We start from the raw sequence: 17,320 nt of genomic DNA, 5'->3' as shown, positions 1-17,320 counted from the left end.
AATCCAACCTATAAAAGCGATTACTTAACCTATTGCCATTACAATTCTTGACATAATTTATTTGTTTTAGAATGATGTGATTAATTCCTGCGTATCTGTATTAGAATTGATGTTTACTCTTAAGAATGTTCACGAGCTTGGCTTACAAATTTTTAATAGTCTCTATAAGTTTTTCTTTAGTAATTGGTTTAATGATGAAGTCAGATACTACACTGATTGCTTTCGCTTTTTTAATATCATCTGGCGAAATGGATGAGCTACAGATATAAATGGTAATTTTTTTTCCTAATTTCGGAGAAATTAATATGTATTCTTCTAGAAACTTCCATCCATCCATTATTGGCATTGAAAGGTCGAGAAAAATAATTTCAGGCAGAGTATCAGGATTATCTATATTTTTTTTTAAAAAATTTAAAGCGTCCAAACCATTGCCAAACACTTGTATGAGATTAACTAGACTTGTAGCTTCAATGGTTTTTTTGGTTAAGAAAACAAAAATTTCATCGTCATCAACAAGTGTAAGGTTATTTACTGTTTTCATATATTTTGATTTATAAATTCAACAAAAAATGTGCAGCCTTTATCCGGAGCGCTTTCTGCCCAAATTTTTCCACCCATTGCCTCCATCTGTGTTTTGGTCATGAACAATCCGAATCCTTTGGCATCAGGGTGTTTATGAAATGTTTTTCTAATTTTAAAAAGTTTGTCTTTAGCATAATTCATGTCAATACCTAAACCATTATCGGAAATCGATAGAACGATGCCACTGCTTGTTTTTTCGGTTTTAATTTTAATCACTGGCTTCCTGTCGGGCGATTTATATTTGAGCGAGTTGCTTATTAAATTTGTAAAAATGCTATCAATATATTTTTTCGGGAAATAAATTATGGGAGCATCATTAAAATTTATTTCTATTTCTGCCTCATATAATTTAATTTGGCTTTGAAACCCTTGAAGATTTTCGTTCAGGCAATCTGTTAGAATTATCTTATCTGATTTTATTTCAAAGTCTTGTCGCACTTGAACAGATTCTACCAGTTCATTAAATACTTCATTCAAATGGTTTACAACAGGTTTTATTTTGGTTAGCAATTCTTTTCGTTCTGCTTTATCATTGCTTTGTTCAAGATAATCAACCAGCATACCAATATTGACCATGGGCGCTCTTAAATTATGAGAAACAATGTTGCAGAAATCAACAAGCTGTGTGTTTTTAAATTCTAATATTCTGGTATAATCATTTAATTTTTGTTCTGCTATTTTTCGCTGTTCGAACTCCGCATTAAACTCTTTACCAGTTTTTAATCCCACAATTTGAGGCCATAATTTAAACAGCGCATAGACTGTAAACCAAGATACAATGCCAGTAAGCAATTTAATCAAACCAGCAAACCGGTATGCTGGCCACCAAAACATGCTAGCGTCTAGTAAATGTGTAAGTCCGCATAATAGGATGAATGCTCCGAACAAGTAAAACACAAGTGGAAAAGGAATTCCTTTTCTTTTAGTGATAAGAACGATCAGAAAAAATGGGATGATCATGTATGCTGCCCACACCATCAAATCTGAAACGATGTAAAGCCATCCATGAAAATCTGTCCAACGTCCGCAATACCATCTAGGAGGCCAGCTTTCCGTACCAAATAACTTTGAGAAAAATTCAACTATTTGGTCCCATAAAATCATTTGGTTTGTTTTCATTTTTTTTTGTTTATTAAAGTGTCCGCTATTACTGTCGTTTTTAAGCATTGCCTAAACCGTATACAGCTCACCTTAAGTTGCTGTTTGTAAACCGACTAAAACAAAAATACTGAATTTTTTAAAAAGATGGTCTAGCGCTAAGAATATTATTTTCAATGGAATAGGAATTAATAATCGCAGGCCTAACGTTTAGTCAATTTGTGTCAGTTGCTGTTTAAAAAAGACTGACCTCTCGATTAATCACTAAAATATACAAAAATGCAAGAAAGACCGAATTGTGCCCAAAACAACAATCTTGCCAATCATAACCCCACTCCACGAAGTCTTCCTTTTTAGAACATAATGTTATTAAAACTATTTGCCGTGCGAATGTCTCTAACTTCGCACTCTGAATATTGAAGTTCCATTTCATCACATTCATTTCTCAAATATATTAAAATAATCTTACAAATTGTGTTCTTAAAAAACGACTTTGTAAAAATTATCTGTTTCAAATAGCCCCGATAGAAGTGAAAATCCTTTGCTGTGGCGGTAGCCAAAAGCAAAGATTGTAGCGCATAGCGGGAGTGCATGCCTACTGAAAAATGGCTGATCTGCTCCAAAAAAAACCTGCAAGTCCCGATACTTCGGGGTCGCTTGCAGGTTTACTCTAATAGTCTAACGATCTAAAAGTCTAATGATCTTATTTAATCATTTCAAAACTTCTTTTTACGAAAGCCGTTAATGCTTCTCCTTTTAATAGGTTTTGGGATAACTTCGCTAAGTCAAGTGCTTGTTTTACCAAACTCTCCTGAGCGTCTTTGTCTTTGTTGTTCAAGATGCTTGTTGCCAATTCAGAGTTAGTGTTTACCACTAAATTGTACATTTCCGGCATATTTCCCATTCCGAACATTCCACCACCGCCTGACTGACTCATTTCTTTCATTCTACGCATAAATTCCGGCTGCGTGATGATAAATGGCGAAGCATTACTGTCTAAAGCTTCCAGTTGAACGGAATACGTTTGTTTAGGAACAATAGCTTCTAAAACGGTTTTTAAGTTAGTTTGCTCTTCCTCAGATAATTTAGAAATAGTCGTTTCCTCTTTCTTGATTAAATTATCAATATGGTCTGAATCGACACGTACGAAAGTCATGTTGCTGTTATCGCCTTCAATTTTTTGAATTAAATGCGAGATAATTGGAGAATCCAGCAATAAAACTTCATAACCTTTGTCTTTTGCAATTTCGATATACGAGTGTTGTGCTTCTTTGTTTCCAGCGTATAAAACCACTAATTTCCCGTCTTTGTCCGTTTGATTAGCAGCAAGATTTTCTTTTATCTCTTCTAATGTGTAAAATTTGCCATCAACTGTTGGGTACAAAACAAACGCACCTGCTTTTTCGTAGAATTTATCTTCAGAAAGCATTCCGTACTCTAAAACGATTTTGATGTCGTTCCATTTTTGTTCAAAATCTTCACGGTTTTCAGTGAATAACGATTTTAATTTATCCGCAACTTTACGCGTGATGTAATTCGAGATTTTCTTCACTGCAGCATCGGCTTGCAATCCAGAACGAGAAACGTTCAATGGAATATCTGGTGAATCTACAACACCTTTCAGCATCATTAAAAACTCAGGAACAATTCCTTCTACATTATCTGTTACGTACACTTGATTTTGGTACAATTGGATTTTGTCTTTCTGAATTTGTAAGTCGGAACCTAATTTTGGGAAGTACAAAATACCGGTTAAGTTGAACGGATAATCTACATTTAAATGAATGTGGAATAACGGTTCTTCAAACTGCATTGGGTACAATTCATGGTAGAAATTCTTGTAATCTTCCGCAGATAATTCTGTTGGTTGTTTGGTCCAAGCCGGATTTGGGTTGTTGATGATGTTGTCTACTTCAACTTCCGTAAAAGTTTTGTCTTTATCTTCTTCAGCAACTTCTTCGCCATTTTTTTGCTCTATTTTCTCAGTTTTAGTTCCAAATTTAATCGGAATAGGCATGAACTTATTGTACTTATTCAACAGTTCTTTTATTTTGTATTCTTCCAAGAATTCCAAAGAATCTTCGGCGATATGCAAAATGATTTCTGTACCACGAGAAGTTTTGTCAGCTGGTTCTAATGTAAATTCTGGGCTTCCGTCACAAGTCCAGTGTGCAGCTGGTTCGTCTTTGAACGATTTAGTGATGATTTCCACTTTTTCGGCAACCATAAAAGCAGAATAGAAACCAAGACCAAAGTGTCCAATAATTCCAGAATCTTTAGCAGAATCTTTATATTTGTCTAAAAATTCTTCAGCTCCAGAAAACGCTACTTGATTGATGTATTTTTCCACTTCATCAGCTGTCATTCCCAGACCTTGATCGATGATGTGTAGTTTTTTGCCTTCTTTATCAATTTTTACCTCGATAATTGGGTTTCCGTATTCTACTTTGGCTTCGCCAATGCTGGTTAAATGCTTTAATTTAAGTGTTGCATCTGTTCCATTCGAAATCAATTCACGCAAGAAAATTTCGTGATCGCTGTATAAGAATTTCTTGATTAAGGGAAAGATGTTTTCTACCGAAACATTAATTTTACCTGTTGTCATATTATGAATTTTTTAGTTTATTTTGATGGTACTATTTCTTTCAAATGTAATACCAATTATAATAGAAGTGACAAATTGTCGCAAGTGTTAATTATGATACAAAATAATTTAATTCTGAAACAAACGTGTTTATTTGATTTGTATATTTGTGTAAGTATTAATTCATTAAAATTTTAGAAAATGAGAAAAATAATTTTACTATGCACGTTAGCTGTATTAGTTTTTGCATGTAAGTCAAAATCAGTAACAGGTACAAATACAAACAATAAAGTTCAAGTAGCAATGAAAGGTGATTGGACTATTAGTTCGGTAACTTATCCAGGGTCGCAATACATTAAAGTAAATTCTTTTGACCTTGCAGATTCACAATGTTTTGTAGGAAGCACATGGAAATTAGTTTCAAATAACAATAAAGGGAATATGGCGTTAACTAGCGCGGACTGTACTTCATTTAGTTCACCAATTACTTGGTTTGTAAACAAAGAAGGTCAGTTTGTTTTAAAGGTGCTTAATGCTGGAGAAAAAGCGAGAAAAATAAGAGATGGATATGTGTTAAATGTAGCCAATCAAACTGAAACTTCTTTTCAATTAGTTGATAAAGGGATTGTAGAAGGAAAAACAATCGATGTGGTGTACCAGTTTCAAAAAGTTAATTAATAAATAAAAATACAGATATGAAAAAGATTTCAATAGTTGCAATAGCAGCAATAATGGTTATGGGTTCAATGTTTACTAGTTGTGAGGCTATAAAAAACACAAATAATACTCAAAAAGGTGCCGGTATAGGTGCAGTTGCAGGTGCTGTACTAGGTGGTGTTCTAGGGAACAATCTAGGTAAAGGTGGTAATGGTGCCATGGGTGCAGTATTAGGTGGAGTAGTTGGTGGAGTTGCCGGTGGAGTTATTGGTAACAAAATGGACAAACAAGCAAGAGAAATTGATGCTGTTCTTCCAGGAGCTGAAGTAGTTCGTGTTGGAGAAGGTATTAAATTAGTTCTAAATGAAAATGCAGTACGTTTTGATACAAACAAATCATCTTTAACAGCTGCTGCTAAAGCAAATTTAGATAAATTAGTTCCAGTTTTTGCGGAATATCCAGATACGAATATTACTATTTACGGATATACAGACAGTACTGGTCCAGCAGATTATAACTTAAAACTTTCAGGAGAAAGAGCTGCATCTGTTAGAAATTATTTGAATAGCAGAGGAGTTTCTTCTACTAGATTTCAAGTTACTGGTTTAGGAATTGCAGACCCAATTGCTTCTAATGAAACAGTTGAAGGTAGAAGCCAAAACCGTCGTGTTGAATTTGCTATTACTGCAAATGAAAAAATGATTAAGGACGCAGAAGCTGAAGTTAAAAACTAAGCAAAAATACTATAAAAACAAAGGCTGTTTCGTCAAGAAGCAGCCTTTTTTTTGTACCAAAATTTGAATTAAACATTGTAAATTTGCAGTTTTAAATAAAGATGATGCTAGAGATAAAAGATATTTGCTTTACTTACACTGAAACTCCCGTAATTGAGAATGTAAGTTTTACAATTGCCAAAGGTCAAAATACCGCTATTATTGGCGAAAGCGGTTGCGGAAAGAGTACGTTGCTAAAACTAATATATGGATTATATGATCTAAATAACGGAGCCATAACCTATAATAATAAATCTATATTAGGTCCCAAATACAATCTGGTTCCTGGAGAAGATTACATCAAATATTTAGCTCAGGATTTTGATTTGATGCCGTATATCACCGTTGAAGAAAATGTAGGCAAGTTCTTATCGAATATGTATCCGGAGCAAAAGAAAGTTCGTGTTCAGGAATTATTAGATATGGTCGAAATGAGCGCTTTCGCAAAAGTAAAAGCGAAATTCCTAAGTGGTGGACAGCAACAAAGAGTGGCGCTGGCCAGGGTTTTAGCTTTGGAACCAGAAATTATTTTGCTCGACGAACCATTCAGCCAAATTGATTCTTTCCGAAAGAATTCGCTGCGCCGCAATTTATTCAGATATTTAAAAGACAAAGAAGTAACCTGTATTATCGCCACACATGACAGTACTGATGCGTTGTCTTTCTCAGATGAAACAATTGTCATTCAAAACGGAAAAGTAGTGGCAAAAGGAGATTCTAAATCCTTGTATGAAAATCCGGCTAATAAATACATTGCGTCTCTTTTTGGGGAAGTAAACGAATTGAAATTATCGCAATTAATAGATTTGGAGGACGATGAAGATGCGAATCTTTTATTGTACCCACACCAATTAAAAGTGGTAGACAACGCCTTGATGAAAGCAGTTGTCAAGCAATGTTATTTTAAAGGGAGTCATTATTTAGTTAAAGCAGCCTTTGAACGAAGAGCAATTTTCTTTGAACATGATTCAGAATTAGAACTCAATCAGGAAGTGTTCTTGATGTTATCGTAAAAATAGAAAACCCCAAAATCATATCGATTTCGGGGTTTTACTTTAAGGTCAAGTTGGAATTAATTCTTCAAATATTTTTCTAAGAACTGATCTTGTTCCCAAAGTAAATGTAAAATGTTCTCTTTGGCAGCATAACCATGACTTTCTTTAGGTAAAATCACCATTCTCGCCGGAGCGCCTAAACCTTTCAAAGCCTGAAAATAACGTTCGGTTTGTAAAGTAAATGTTCCTGGATTGTTATCGGCTTCACCGTGTACTAAAAGCATTGGCGTTTTCATTTTGTCCGCATTCATGAACGGCGACATCGTATTGTATACTTCAGGAGTTTCCCAATAGTTACGTTGTTCCATCTGAAAACCAAATGGAGTCAACGTTCTGTTGTATGCGCCACTTCTAGCAATTCCGCAAGCAAAAAGATTAGAATGTGTCAATAAATTTGCGGTCATAAAGGCACCATACGAGTGACCACCAACGGCTACTTTTTTTCTGTTGATGTATCCCAGAGCATCTACGGCATTAATCGCTGCTTCTGCATTGTCAACAAGTTGTGTGATGAAATTATCATTAGGCTCCGTTGTCCCTTCACCAATGATAGGGAAAGCCGCATCATCAAGAACTACATATCCTTTTGTTACCCAATATACAAAAGAACCATAACTAGGAAACGTGAACTCATTTGGGTTTTGTGTGCTTTGTCCTGCTGAATTTTTGTCTTTGTATTCTGCTGGATAGGCCCAAATCAACAATGGCATTTTCTCTTTCTTAGCCTTGTCATAACCAACAGGTAAATACAACGTTCCGGATAGTTCGACACCATCTTTACGCTTGTATTTAATTACTTCCTTACTCACATTTTTGATACTCTCAAAAGGATTTTGGAATGCTGTAATAGGTGTCAGTTTGTTTTTTTGTTTGATATTTCTAAGGTAATAATTAGGATATTCATTTTTAGACTGGATTTGGACTAAAACAGTTCCTGTTTTGAAATCTTCAATCTCCAAAATATCTTCCTTTTTGTCAGTGTATGCTGAGGTGTACAAACGTTTTGCTTGTGCTGTTTTCAAATTAAATTCACTGATGAAAGGGAATTGACCGTCTTTTGTAAATCCGTTTCCTATAAGATACGCATTGTCATTTTCGATAGCTAAAACATACCTATTGTATTGGTTTTTTCTGGTTTCAAAATTTCCTGGGTCCGCATATACATCTTGAGAATTTCTATCAAAAATTACTTTTGGAGCCTGACTTGGATTCGATGGATTGATGATGTACGTTTTAGTGTTACGAGTATCATACCATTCATCTGAAATTATTGCAGTATTGTCATTTCCCCAAATAATTCGGTCATAACGTTGCGGTGTTTTTACTAATGAAGTAGGTGCTGCATTAAATGGTGCGTTCCAAAGAAAAACTTCATCTCTGAATTCCACTTTATTTGCAGGATCACCACCGTCTAAAGCTTCAGCATACGCTAAAGTTGCCGGTTTGTCTGCTCTCCAGCTCATGTTTCTTTTTCCTTTTCGAACGGCCATAAATCCTTTAGGGATAATTTCAGTCAGCGGTACTTCATTGACTACTTTTACTTCGTTTCCGGATTTATCATAAACCACAGATTTTGATGGAAAACGACTCAACGGAACGATGTATGAAAAGGGTTTTTGAATCGTAGTCAGCATCAAATAATTTCCATCAGGGGAGAAGCTTTCTCCGGCATACATATCCGCTTTCTTGAACAAAGTTGCTGTGCCGTTCAAGTTTACTTTGTACAATTCAGAAGTCATGATGTTCTCAAAATTGATTTCATCATTCTTGTTTTTCAACATATCTGGATACGTTCTGTTTTGGGATTTTGCACCATCGGCATTCGAAATTATAGGACCAGTTGGCAAGTCTTTTTTAGCATCTAAAAGTGCTGCTCTGTTTTTTGGTAACATTTTTACCAAGATAGTTTCGTTATCATTCATCCAGCTGAACGGACTTCCAATATTAGCATTCACAGTCGCTTCTGTTAATCTGGTGGCTTTCGCCGAAGCAACATCGATAACCCAAAGTTCAACACCTGTTGCTGAGGTGTGGGAAAATGATATTTTTTTATCATTTGGTGACCAAGAGATAGTACTGATACGAGGATTCGCCGGCAAACCTGTAACCTGAACTTCGTTTTTGTCTTTTATTTTACGTAATTTCAGGTTGTTTACATACGTTACTGTACTGGAAATGTTTGTTATTGGATTTATTCGCAATCCGCCCAAACGCAATTCGTCTTGGTTTAAATCGTCTAGTGATTTATATGTATTTCTATAAGTCAACAGCATGTATTCTTTTTTAGTATCCATTGATACCGAAGGCGCTCTTTCATAATCCGCTAAATCTAAAATAGATTGAGCTGGTTTTTGATAGGTTAAGTTTTCTTGTGCAAAAGTGGTTAGGCTTAGTCCAAGAAATAAAAAAAATGGGATTTTTAACTTCATAATTTGAATGATTTTAAATTAGCGTAGGTATTATCAATAATTTGTCTAAAATAATTTAATGTTATTACATTTGGAAATAAAAATTTCTTTTTAATTTTTGCTTTGACTTCAGTTCACATTCTTGGAATTTTTTTCATTGGTATTTTGCTTTACTTTTGTAGCTGATTACGCTAAATAAGACGTCAAAAGCCATAAAACTTGTAGATTACTAAAAAAGTAGTAATTTGTGAGCTAATATTTTCAAGTATGTTTTAAATTTGACACTTATTTTAATAAAAATAACAATTGTATGTATCATTCAAAAATAGCAGGATTAGGTTATTATGTTCCCGAAAACGTTGTGACTAATGACGATTTATCTAAAATTATAGACACTAATGACGAGTGGATTCAGGAAAGAACAGGAATTCAAGAGCGTAGACACATTATAAAAGGGGAGGATACAACAACTTCTATGGGTGTAAAAGCGGCTAAAATTGCGATTGAGCGTTCTGGCGTAGCTAAGGAGGATATCGATTTTGTAGTTTTTGCTACATTAAGTCCTGATTTTTATTTTCCTGGACCAGGAGTTTTAGTGCAACGTGATTTGGGTTTAAGAACTGTTGGTGCATTAGATGTAAGAAATCAGTGTTCTGGATTTATTTACGCTTTATCTGTTGCAGATCAATATATCAAGACAGGAATGTATAAAAATATTTTGGTAATTGGTTCCGAAGTACATTCTACAGGATTAGATATGACGACACGTGGACGCGGTGTTTCGGTAATTTTTGGAGATGGGGCAGGAGCTGCTGTTTTGAGCAGAGAAGAAGATTTAAATAAAGGAATTTTATCCACGCATTTACATTCTGAAGGGCAACATGCTGAGGAACTAATTGTAAAAGCTCCGGGAATGGGAGGGCGATGGATAACTGATATTTTAGCAGATAATGATCCAGACGACGAAAGTTATTTCCCGTATATGAACGGACAGTTTGTATTCAAAAATGCTGTAGTTCGTTTTAGTGAAGTAATTAATGAAGGATTGCAAGCTAATAATTTGCAGGTTTCTGATATTGACATGTTGATTCCACATCAAGCCAACTTGAGAATTAGCCAGTTTATCCAAAAGAAATTCAATTTGAATGATGACCAAGTGTATAATAACATTCAGAAATACGGAAATACAACCGCAGCTTCAATTCCAATTGCTTTGACTGAAGCTTGGGAACAAGGCAAAATTAAATCAGGTGATACTGTTGTTTTGGCAGCATTTGGAAGTGGTTTTACTTGGGGAAGCGCTATTATAAAATGGTAATATAGTTCCCGATAAGAAGTAATAAATAATTAAAACCCCAATTTTGATATTTCAAAATTGGGGTTTTGTTTTAATGTTTAGGTTCGTAAATCAAACGTAAAAAAGAACTAAATCGTTCGTTTTCTCTAGAAATTGGAATTCCCGTCACAATCCCTATCAATAGCTGTTTCGTGATTTCGACACGCATTTGAGGTCTTATGGTCATGTCAAAATCGTTTGTCTTGACCTCCTTGTTAAATTCAACTCCTATAAAGTTGCGAGTGCCGGGTATCATGTAATGAAAATTACTGTTAATTTGCCAAAAGGTGTCCATAGTGTTAAGGTGTAAGTGCTGTTGAAACACAGGTCCCGTATACAATAACGTATGAAAGTTACTTCCCCAGCGTTTTGCTGCTACAAAAAACGGACTATAGATATTTCCAGTGAATAATTTCCCATTGCGATAATTAGAAAAGGGAGTTAATTCAAATTCATGAATATACCCTATCGCCATAGATGTCTTATACTTTTCAGAAACAAAAAAGGAATATTGAGTGGCTAATTTTAATCCGTTTAGTTTACTTTGTGGTGTGTTTGTATTTTGTCCACTTGGATATATAGTGAAAGGTAACTCTACTTCGAATCCTAATCGATTTATGGGAGCCCATTCATATTCTACTAAAGCTAAATATTCGTCATGAGTATTATTGTCTGCAATTCCTACACCAAAATTCCATTCTTTTTCACCTTTTCTAGCACCTAAATCGCGAATTAGGTCAATGTATAAAGGTTCTGCATGTAAAATTTTTAGGGGCTCTTTTTTGTCTTGTACTTCTTGAATGTATAGGCTGTCAATTATAATGTTTCCCCGCTCTTTTTTTATTTGTGCTGAGGTACTATTGCAATTCAGTAAAAGCGCGAATATCCCCAGGAATAGGGTTTTTAAAAACGTATTTTTCATTTAATGTAAATAATTTGTGACACATAAAAACTAGATCATTTTCCTTTGTTGGAAAACAAAAATGGTATGAAACTATGAAGAACAAATTAAACTTCGGGCGGTGGAGAATGAATTTCGAAAAAAGCTATCCCTGAGTTTTCAAAGCAAAATAAAACTCTTTTTGATTTAGAAATACAAGCAATCATGTTGAAATTAAAAACTAAATGAGGGATAACGTAAAAAGCAATTGAAATGGTTTTTTTGAAATGACCCGTGTTTTCTTCATCAGAATCTTCATTTTCGGGAATAGCATTCTCATAACCCAAAACTTTTTCAACTACTATTTCAATAATGCTTTCTTGGTCATTGATAGTCAAATCTTCTGCAATATATGGTGGTGTAATGTCGCTGCAATCAACACTACAATTGAGCAGGTATAGCGCAATAAAAGCGCAAAATAACCGAAGGCCTTTATTATTTCTAATGGATTGTAACATGGCACAAAAGTATAAATTTTACTTTAAGCAGATATTTTGTTAACGTTTTTTTAGGGTTGTGATTGAATATCTTCAGCATTTTAGTTTCTTTATGATTAGCGGTATTGGATTAATAATCAAGAATGTAGCTAATTTTTTTTTTAAAAATTTTATAGTGCGTTGGTTTATATATTGTTATAATTATTTCGGCATATTTTTATATTACAAAAGGATAAAGCCTTTTTTTTAATAATTTTTTTATTCTCAATAGTATATCTTTACTTTAATATCAAAAAAAAATGTATCTCTATGACAAACCGTAGAAATTTTTTGAAAACAGCCGCTTTTGCTTCAGCCGCTATGGCGCTAAATTCATTCAAAGGGAAACCTGAGGAAGTAAATGATTTTCCATCCAAAAAAGGAACGAAACCCATTGTGCTTTCTACATGGAATTTTGGAATCCAAGCCAATGCAGCCGCTTGGGAAATTTTAAAAAATAACGGTCGAGCCCTAGATGCTGTTGAAGCTGGAGTGAAAATTCCTGAAGGCGACCCAACAGAAAGAAGCGTGGGTTATGGCGGAAGGCCGGATAGAGATGGTCGCGTTACGCTAGATGCATGTATTATGGATGAAAACTCCAATATTGGTTCAGTAGGATGCTTGGAATTTATAAAACATCCTATAGCTGTGGCTCGCGCAGTGATGGAAAAAACACCACATGTCATGTTGGTAGGTAATGGTGCTTTGCAGTTTGCGTTGTCGCAAGGTTTTGTAAAAGAAAATTTACTAGTAGCAGATTCAGAACGGGAATGGAGGGAATGGTTGAAAACGAGCCAGTACAAACCTATTGCTAATATCGAAAACCACGATACTATCGGGATGATTGCGCTAGATGCAAATGGAAATCTTTCTGGTGCGTGTACAACAAGTGGAATGGCTTTCAAAATGCACGGACGTTTGGGTGATTCACCTATTATTGGTGCTGGGTTATATGTTGATAATGAAATTGGTGCCGCTACAGCCACGGGTCACGGGGAAGAAGTGATTCGTATTTCCGGTTGTCATTTAGTTGTCGAATTGATGCGTCAAGGAAAGTCTCCTCAAAAAGCATGTGAGGAAGCGGTCGCTAGGATAGTAAAATTAACAAAGAATAGAAATAAAAATTTAAAAGATATCCAAGTTGGTTTTATCGCTTTAAATAAAAAAGGAGAATATGGTTCCTATTGTGTTCAGGGCGGTTTTAATTATGCAGTGCATGATGCAACAGGAAACCGATTAGTTGATGCTGATTATTTTTTAAAGTAAATGAGAAAAGCCCAACTGGAAATCGCCTGTTTTAATCTTGAATCGGCTATTATAGCTCAAGATAATGGTGCTGATAGAGTAGAATTTTGTGCCAATATGAAAGAGGGCGGAACAACACCAGATTTTGAACTCACCCAAACTGTTCGCAACAAAGTTACGATTGATTTGAATATTATGATTCGGCCTCGAGGTGGGGATTTCGTGTATTCTGATGCAGAATTTGATCAAATGAAATCAGAAATCTTGTCGTTCAAAAAACTTCAGGTAAATGGTTTTGTTTTTGGAATTTTAAATGAAGATGGTTGTATTAATGTACAACAAAATACGGAATTAGTAGCTTTGGCAAATCCGCTTCCATGTACTTTTCATCGTGCTTTTGATAGTGTGAAAAATAAATTTCAAGCACTTGAATCGCTTATCGAATGCGGTTTTAAAACTATTTTGACATCTGGAAAAGAATCTAATGCAGTTGACGGTATCGATGTTTTAGCAACATTAGTAGAAAAGGCAAATGATAGGATTGTAATTATGCCGGGTGGTGGTTTGCGTTCAACAAATATTAAATTATTAAAAGAAAAAACAAGAGCTATTTGTTATCATTCTTCCGCAATTAATGATACAGGCGAACTAGCAAATCCAGAGGAAATTATAGCGCTGAAAACCCATTTAATATTTACTTAATATTTTTTTATCAAAAAACTCGGAGTTGGCATACTCCGAGTCTTTCTTTTGGTAACTAACTATTAAAACTAATTTTTAATGGGGTATTTGATTTTTGTTTAAAACAACCCTCCACCATCTTGTTTGGTGTTGTTATCTCTTTGTTTGCGTTGCAAGTTTTTGTTTTTTCCTGCACCAAAGATGTAATTGAAACCCAGAAAAAGGGATTGGCTTTCCCAAGTAAATTGTCCCACTTGAGGATATGGATTTTGTCCATCAAAACCGGCTTTCATGGTGTTGAAAATATCATTGAAACGAACACTTAAAGTGGCTTTGTCTTTTAGAAATGAATACCGTCCACCAGCATCAATTTTATACATTTCTTTACCATTAAATTGTACTCCTTCAACCCCAGAACGGTAAAATCCAAATAAAAGGAAACGAAGACTTTTAGAGGCTTTGAAATTACTTTTGAATCGTGCGTTGAAAGCTGATGCTGTTACTTCTTTGGAAACCAAATCAAATGTATTGGTACTCGAATTAAGTACTGAGACTAATCCTTTTTGGTTAATACTTGAGAAATCTATCGCTGGTTGTATGTCCCACCAACTATTGATTTTGTAATTTAATGACGCTTCAAAACCATAAGCTGTATTGTTGTCGAAATTGTCAAAACTCATAATTTGTTGGTCCTGATTTTGTGGATCTGGATAGAGAATTCTGTTGATTTCATTGTAAATACTTCTTACAAAAAGACCGGTGCTGAATGATCCGAACAAGTAATTTGTTACATCGATTTTTGAAAAAAATATGGATATCTAACTCAAACTCTATTAAAAGCTTCATTTTTAGGTGGAAATTATCTTGTTTTCCAATTTCCAATTTACTGCAATATGACTATCTTTGCACCCTTAAAACCAATACATAAAATGACATTACCACAAATTCTTACGCCCTCAATTGAAAAAGCTGTAAAAGTTTTATTCGACGTTACAATTGATAAAGTTGAATTTCAAACTACACGGAAGGAATTTGAAGGAGATATTACAATGGTTATTTTTCCTTTGTTGAAAGTTGTTAAAAGTAATCCTGTAGAATTGGGAAATAAAATAGGGAACTATTTAGTTGAAAATTTGGCTGAGGTAAGTCGGTTTAATGTAGTTTCCGGATTTTTGAATATTGTTATTTCAGATGACTATTATTTGGATTTCTTCGGACAAATTAAAGACGATGTTAAATTTGGTTTTGTAACTCCTTCACCCGAAGATAAAGCGGTAATGGTAGAATATTCTTCGCCAAATACCAATAAACCTTTGCATTTAGGTCATGTACGTAACAACCTTTTAGGATATTCAGTTGCTGAAATCATAAAGGCTTCGGGTAAGAAAGTATATAAAACTCAAATCATTAATGATAGAGGAATTCATATTTGTAAATCGATGTTGGCTTGGCAAAAATTCGGTAACGGACAAACCCCAGAATCAACAGGTTTAAAAGGTGATAAATTAGTTGGAAATTATTACGTTGCATTTGATAAAGCCTACAAAGAAGAAATAGCGCAATTGATGAGCGCAGGTAAAACGGAAGAGGAAGCTAAAAAGCATGCGCCTATAATCGTGGAAGCGCAGGAAATGTTGCTAAAATGGGAAGCTGGAGATGAACAAGTAATCACGCTTTGGAAAACCATGAATCAATGGGTTTATGATGGTTTTGCTACAACTTATAAAAATTTAGGTGTCGATTTTGATGCGTTTTATTATGAAAGTAACACCTATTTGTTAGGGAAAGATGTCGTTCAAATTGGTTTGGACCGTGGTGTTTTCGAAAAAGATCCTGACGGTTCAGTTTGGATTGATTTAACAGATGAAGGTTTAGACCGTAAAATTGTTTTGCGTTCCGATGGTACTGCGGTTTACATGACGCAAGATATTGGAACAGCGATTCAGCGTGTAAAAGATTATCAAGATGTAGGCGGAATGGTGTATACCGTTGGTAATGAGCAGGATTATCACTTTAAAGTATTGTTCCTAATCTTAAAAAAATTAGGTTTTGACTGGTCTAAAAATCTATTTCACTTGTCATACGGAATGGTGGATTTACCATCTGGAAAAATGAAAAGCCGTGAAGGAACTGTTGTTGATGCTGATGATTTGATGCAGGAAATGACCGATACCGCACAGAAAATTGCCGAAGATTTAGGTAAATTAGATTCCTATTCTGCTGAAGAAAAAGCAAAATTATACAACGCGATAGGTTTAGGTGCTTTGAAATATTACATTCTAAAAGTAGATCCTAAGAAGCGAATCCTTTTCAATCCAGAAGAATCAGTAGATTTTGCAGGGAATACTGGGCCATTTATTCAATATACATACGCCAGAATTCAATCTATTATTCGTAAAGCAAATTTTGATTTTTCGAATAAATCAAAAATGACAACGCTGCACGAAAAAGAGAAAGAATTGGTAAAACAATTAGAGTTGTTTCCAGAAGTGATTCAAAATGCGGCTCAACATCACAGTCCTGCATTGCTAGCAAATTTTACTTATGATTTAGTTCGCGAATACAATTCTTTCTATCAAGCGGTTCCTATATTAGGCGAAGAAGATTTAGAAAAGAAAATTTTTAGAGTTCAATTATCTAAAAAAGTGGCAGATACGATATCGGCTTCATTTAAACTGCTTGGGATTAATGTCCCAGAAAGAATGTAATAACGGCATGCCTTTTGCGTTAATAAATTCGTTAACAATAAAAAGATACCATTATGAAAAGAATTTCAATTTTAGCTTTACTTGCACTTGTAATAAGTTCTTGTACAAATGATTCCGCTTCAGAAGGGAATGTGTCCTTAAAAGCCTCTGCGGTGTCCACAACTGGTAAGACTTCTCTAACTTCACGTACAGCTGCCTCTACAGTAGTTTTGACTGATTTTAAGATTAATATTGGAAATATCGAATTTGAGACCGACATGGATGATGCGATGTATACTATTGATCCCATATATGATGACGTTAAACTGCATGGGCCATTTTTATTAGATTTGCTCGACCCTAACTTAACCTTAAGTACATTTATTACTTCAGTAAATGTTCCGAATGCTAGATATGAGGAAATTGAATTTAATTTCGAAAAGTCAACTGTAGTAGGCGAAATGAATGGGAAGACTTATTTGATCAAAGGAACCATAAATGGGAAACCATTAATGATCTGGAGCGATGAGGATGCTGAACTAGAATTAGATTTTGAAGACCGTAACAAAGATTTTACTATCAATGATAATAACGTTGGTTTAAACATAAAATTTCAACTAGATTTAATTATGGCTAAGATTAATTTATGGGCTAATCAAGGATTATTATTGGATACAGACGGAGACGGAGTTATCGAAATTACGACAGGAAATGATGATGGAAATTCGAGTTTTGGTGAGCAAATTAAAGATTTACTCGAGAAAGAATCCTATTTAGATGATAAAGATTAATTTGCAT

15 protein-coding genes are annotated in these 17,320 nt (G+C 34.6%); 8 read left to right on the top strand and 7 right to left on the bottom strand.

Going from position 1 to position 17,320, the window contains the following annotated elements; genetic code table 11:
- Window positions 1-142: 142 nt before the first annotated feature.
- The 3 genes from DFR66_RS00925 to htpG form a co-directional block, all read right to left on the bottom strand.
- Complete coding sequence (locus tag DFR66_RS00925; RefSeq protein ID WP_114752988.1) at window positions 143-541, bottom strand: response regulator; 399 nt, start codon at window positions 539-541, stop codon at window positions 143-145.
- A complete protein-coding gene (locus DFR66_RS00920) occupies window positions 538-1,701 on the bottom strand; it encodes a sensor histidine kinase (protein WP_158634628.1) in 1,164 nt (387 codons plus the stop codon). Before DFR66_RS00920 ends, DFR66_RS00925 begins: the two co-directional genes overlap by 4 nt.
- A 682-nt stretch (window positions 1,702-2,383) precedes the next feature.
- Window positions 2,384-4,285, bottom strand: a complete 1,902-nt coding sequence (gene htpG / locus DFR66_RS00910) for a molecular chaperone HtpG (protein ID WP_114752985.1) — start codon at window positions 4,283-4,285, stop codon at window positions 2,384-2,386.
- 180 nt (window positions 4,286-4,465) lie between these two features.
- On the opposite strand from htpG, the gene DFR66_RS00905 reads away from it, so the two are divergent.
- The 3 genes from DFR66_RS00905 to DFR66_RS00895 all read left to right on the top strand — a co-directional run bounded on the left by DFR66_RS00905 (window position 4,466) and on the right by DFR66_RS00895 (window position 6,707).
- The gene (locus tag DFR66_RS00905) at window positions 4,466-4,942 is read left to right on the top strand and encodes a lipocalin family protein (protein WP_114752984.1); all 477 of its coding nucleotides are present in this window, start codon (window positions 4,466-4,468) and stop codon (window positions 4,940-4,942) included.
- 17 nt (window positions 4,943-4,959) lie between these two features.
- Window positions 4,960-5,655, top strand: coding sequence for an OmpA family protein (locus DFR66_RS00900; RefSeq protein WP_114752983.1), 696 nt, complete (start codon window positions 4,960-4,962; stop codon window positions 5,653-5,655).
- Between the two features lie 104 nt (window positions 5,656-5,759).
- Entirely contained in the window at window positions 5,760-6,707 is a 948-nt protein-coding gene (locus DFR66_RS00895) for an ABC transporter ATP-binding protein (protein WP_114752982.1), read from the top strand.
- Window positions 6,708-6,766: 59 nt separating this feature from the next.
- Here DFR66_RS00895 and DFR66_RS00890 read toward each other — a convergent pair whose 3' ends face one another.
- Entirely contained in the window at window positions 6,767-9,178 is a 2,412-nt protein-coding gene (locus DFR66_RS00890) for a S9 family peptidase (protein ID WP_114752981.1), read from the bottom strand.
- Between the two features lie 289 nt (window positions 9,179-9,467).
- On the opposite strand from DFR66_RS00890, the gene DFR66_RS00885 reads away from it, so the two are divergent.
- Window positions 9,468-10,475, top strand: a complete 1,008-nt coding sequence (locus DFR66_RS00885) for a 3-oxoacyl-ACP synthase III family protein (protein WP_114752980.1) — start codon at window positions 9,468-9,470, stop codon at window positions 10,473-10,475.
- A gap of 70 nt (window positions 10,476-10,545) precedes the next feature.
- Here DFR66_RS00885 and DFR66_RS00880 read toward each other — a convergent pair whose 3' ends face one another.
- Together DFR66_RS00880 and DFR66_RS00875 are read right to left on the bottom strand one after the other, a co-directional pair.
- The gene (locus DFR66_RS00880; RefSeq protein ID WP_114752979.1) at window positions 10,546-11,415 is read right to left on the bottom strand and encodes an HAEPLYID family protein; all 870 of its coding nucleotides are present in this window, start codon (window positions 11,413-11,415) and stop codon (window positions 10,546-10,548) included.
- Window positions 11,416-11,501: 86 nt separating this feature from the next.
- Window positions 11,502-11,891, bottom strand: a complete 390-nt coding sequence (locus DFR66_RS00875; protein WP_114752978.1) for a hypothetical protein — start codon at window positions 11,889-11,891, stop codon at window positions 11,502-11,504.
- A 288-nt stretch (window positions 11,892-12,179) separates the two neighbouring features.
- Between DFR66_RS00875 and DFR66_RS00870 the strand changes: the two genes are divergently transcribed.
- Entirely contained in the window at window positions 12,180-13,175 is a 996-nt protein-coding gene (locus tag DFR66_RS00870; protein ID WP_114752977.1) for an isoaspartyl peptidase/L-asparaginase family protein, read from the top strand.
- Window positions 13,176-13,856, top strand: a complete 681-nt coding sequence (locus DFR66_RS00865; protein WP_114752976.1) for a copper homeostasis protein CutC — start codon at window positions 13,176-13,178, stop codon at window positions 13,854-13,856.
- Between the two features lie 98 nt (window positions 13,857-13,954).
- Here DFR66_RS00865 and DFR66_RS00860 read toward each other — a convergent pair whose 3' ends face one another.
- A complete protein-coding gene (locus DFR66_RS00860; RefSeq protein WP_242008608.1) occupies window positions 13,955-14,614 on the bottom strand; it encodes an outer membrane beta-barrel protein in 660 nt (219 codons plus the stop codon).
- Window positions 14,615-14,764: 150 nt separating this feature from the next.
- Between DFR66_RS00860 and argS the strand changes: the two genes are divergently transcribed.
- Window positions 14,765-16,543: an arginine--tRNA ligase gene (gene argS, locus DFR66_RS00855; RefSeq protein ID WP_114752974.1), complete on the top strand. Its 1,779-nt coding sequence runs from the start codon at window positions 14,765-14,767 to the stop codon at window positions 16,541-16,543.
- 53 nt (window positions 16,544-16,596) lie between these two features.
- Window positions 16,597-17,313, top strand: coding sequence for a hypothetical protein (locus DFR66_RS00850; protein ID WP_242008607.1), 717 nt, complete (start codon window positions 16,597-16,599; stop codon window positions 17,311-17,313).
- Window positions 17,314-17,320: the final 7 nt, after the last annotated feature.

Source organism: Flavobacterium glaciei (assembly GCF_003350545.1).
In the GTDB taxonomy this organism is placed as follows: domain Bacteria; phylum Bacteroidota; class Bacteroidia; order Flavobacteriales; family Flavobacteriaceae; genus Flavobacterium; species Flavobacterium glaciei.
Note: the sequence above shows the minus strand (reverse complement) of the source record. Positions and strands in the feature narration are given on the sequence as shown.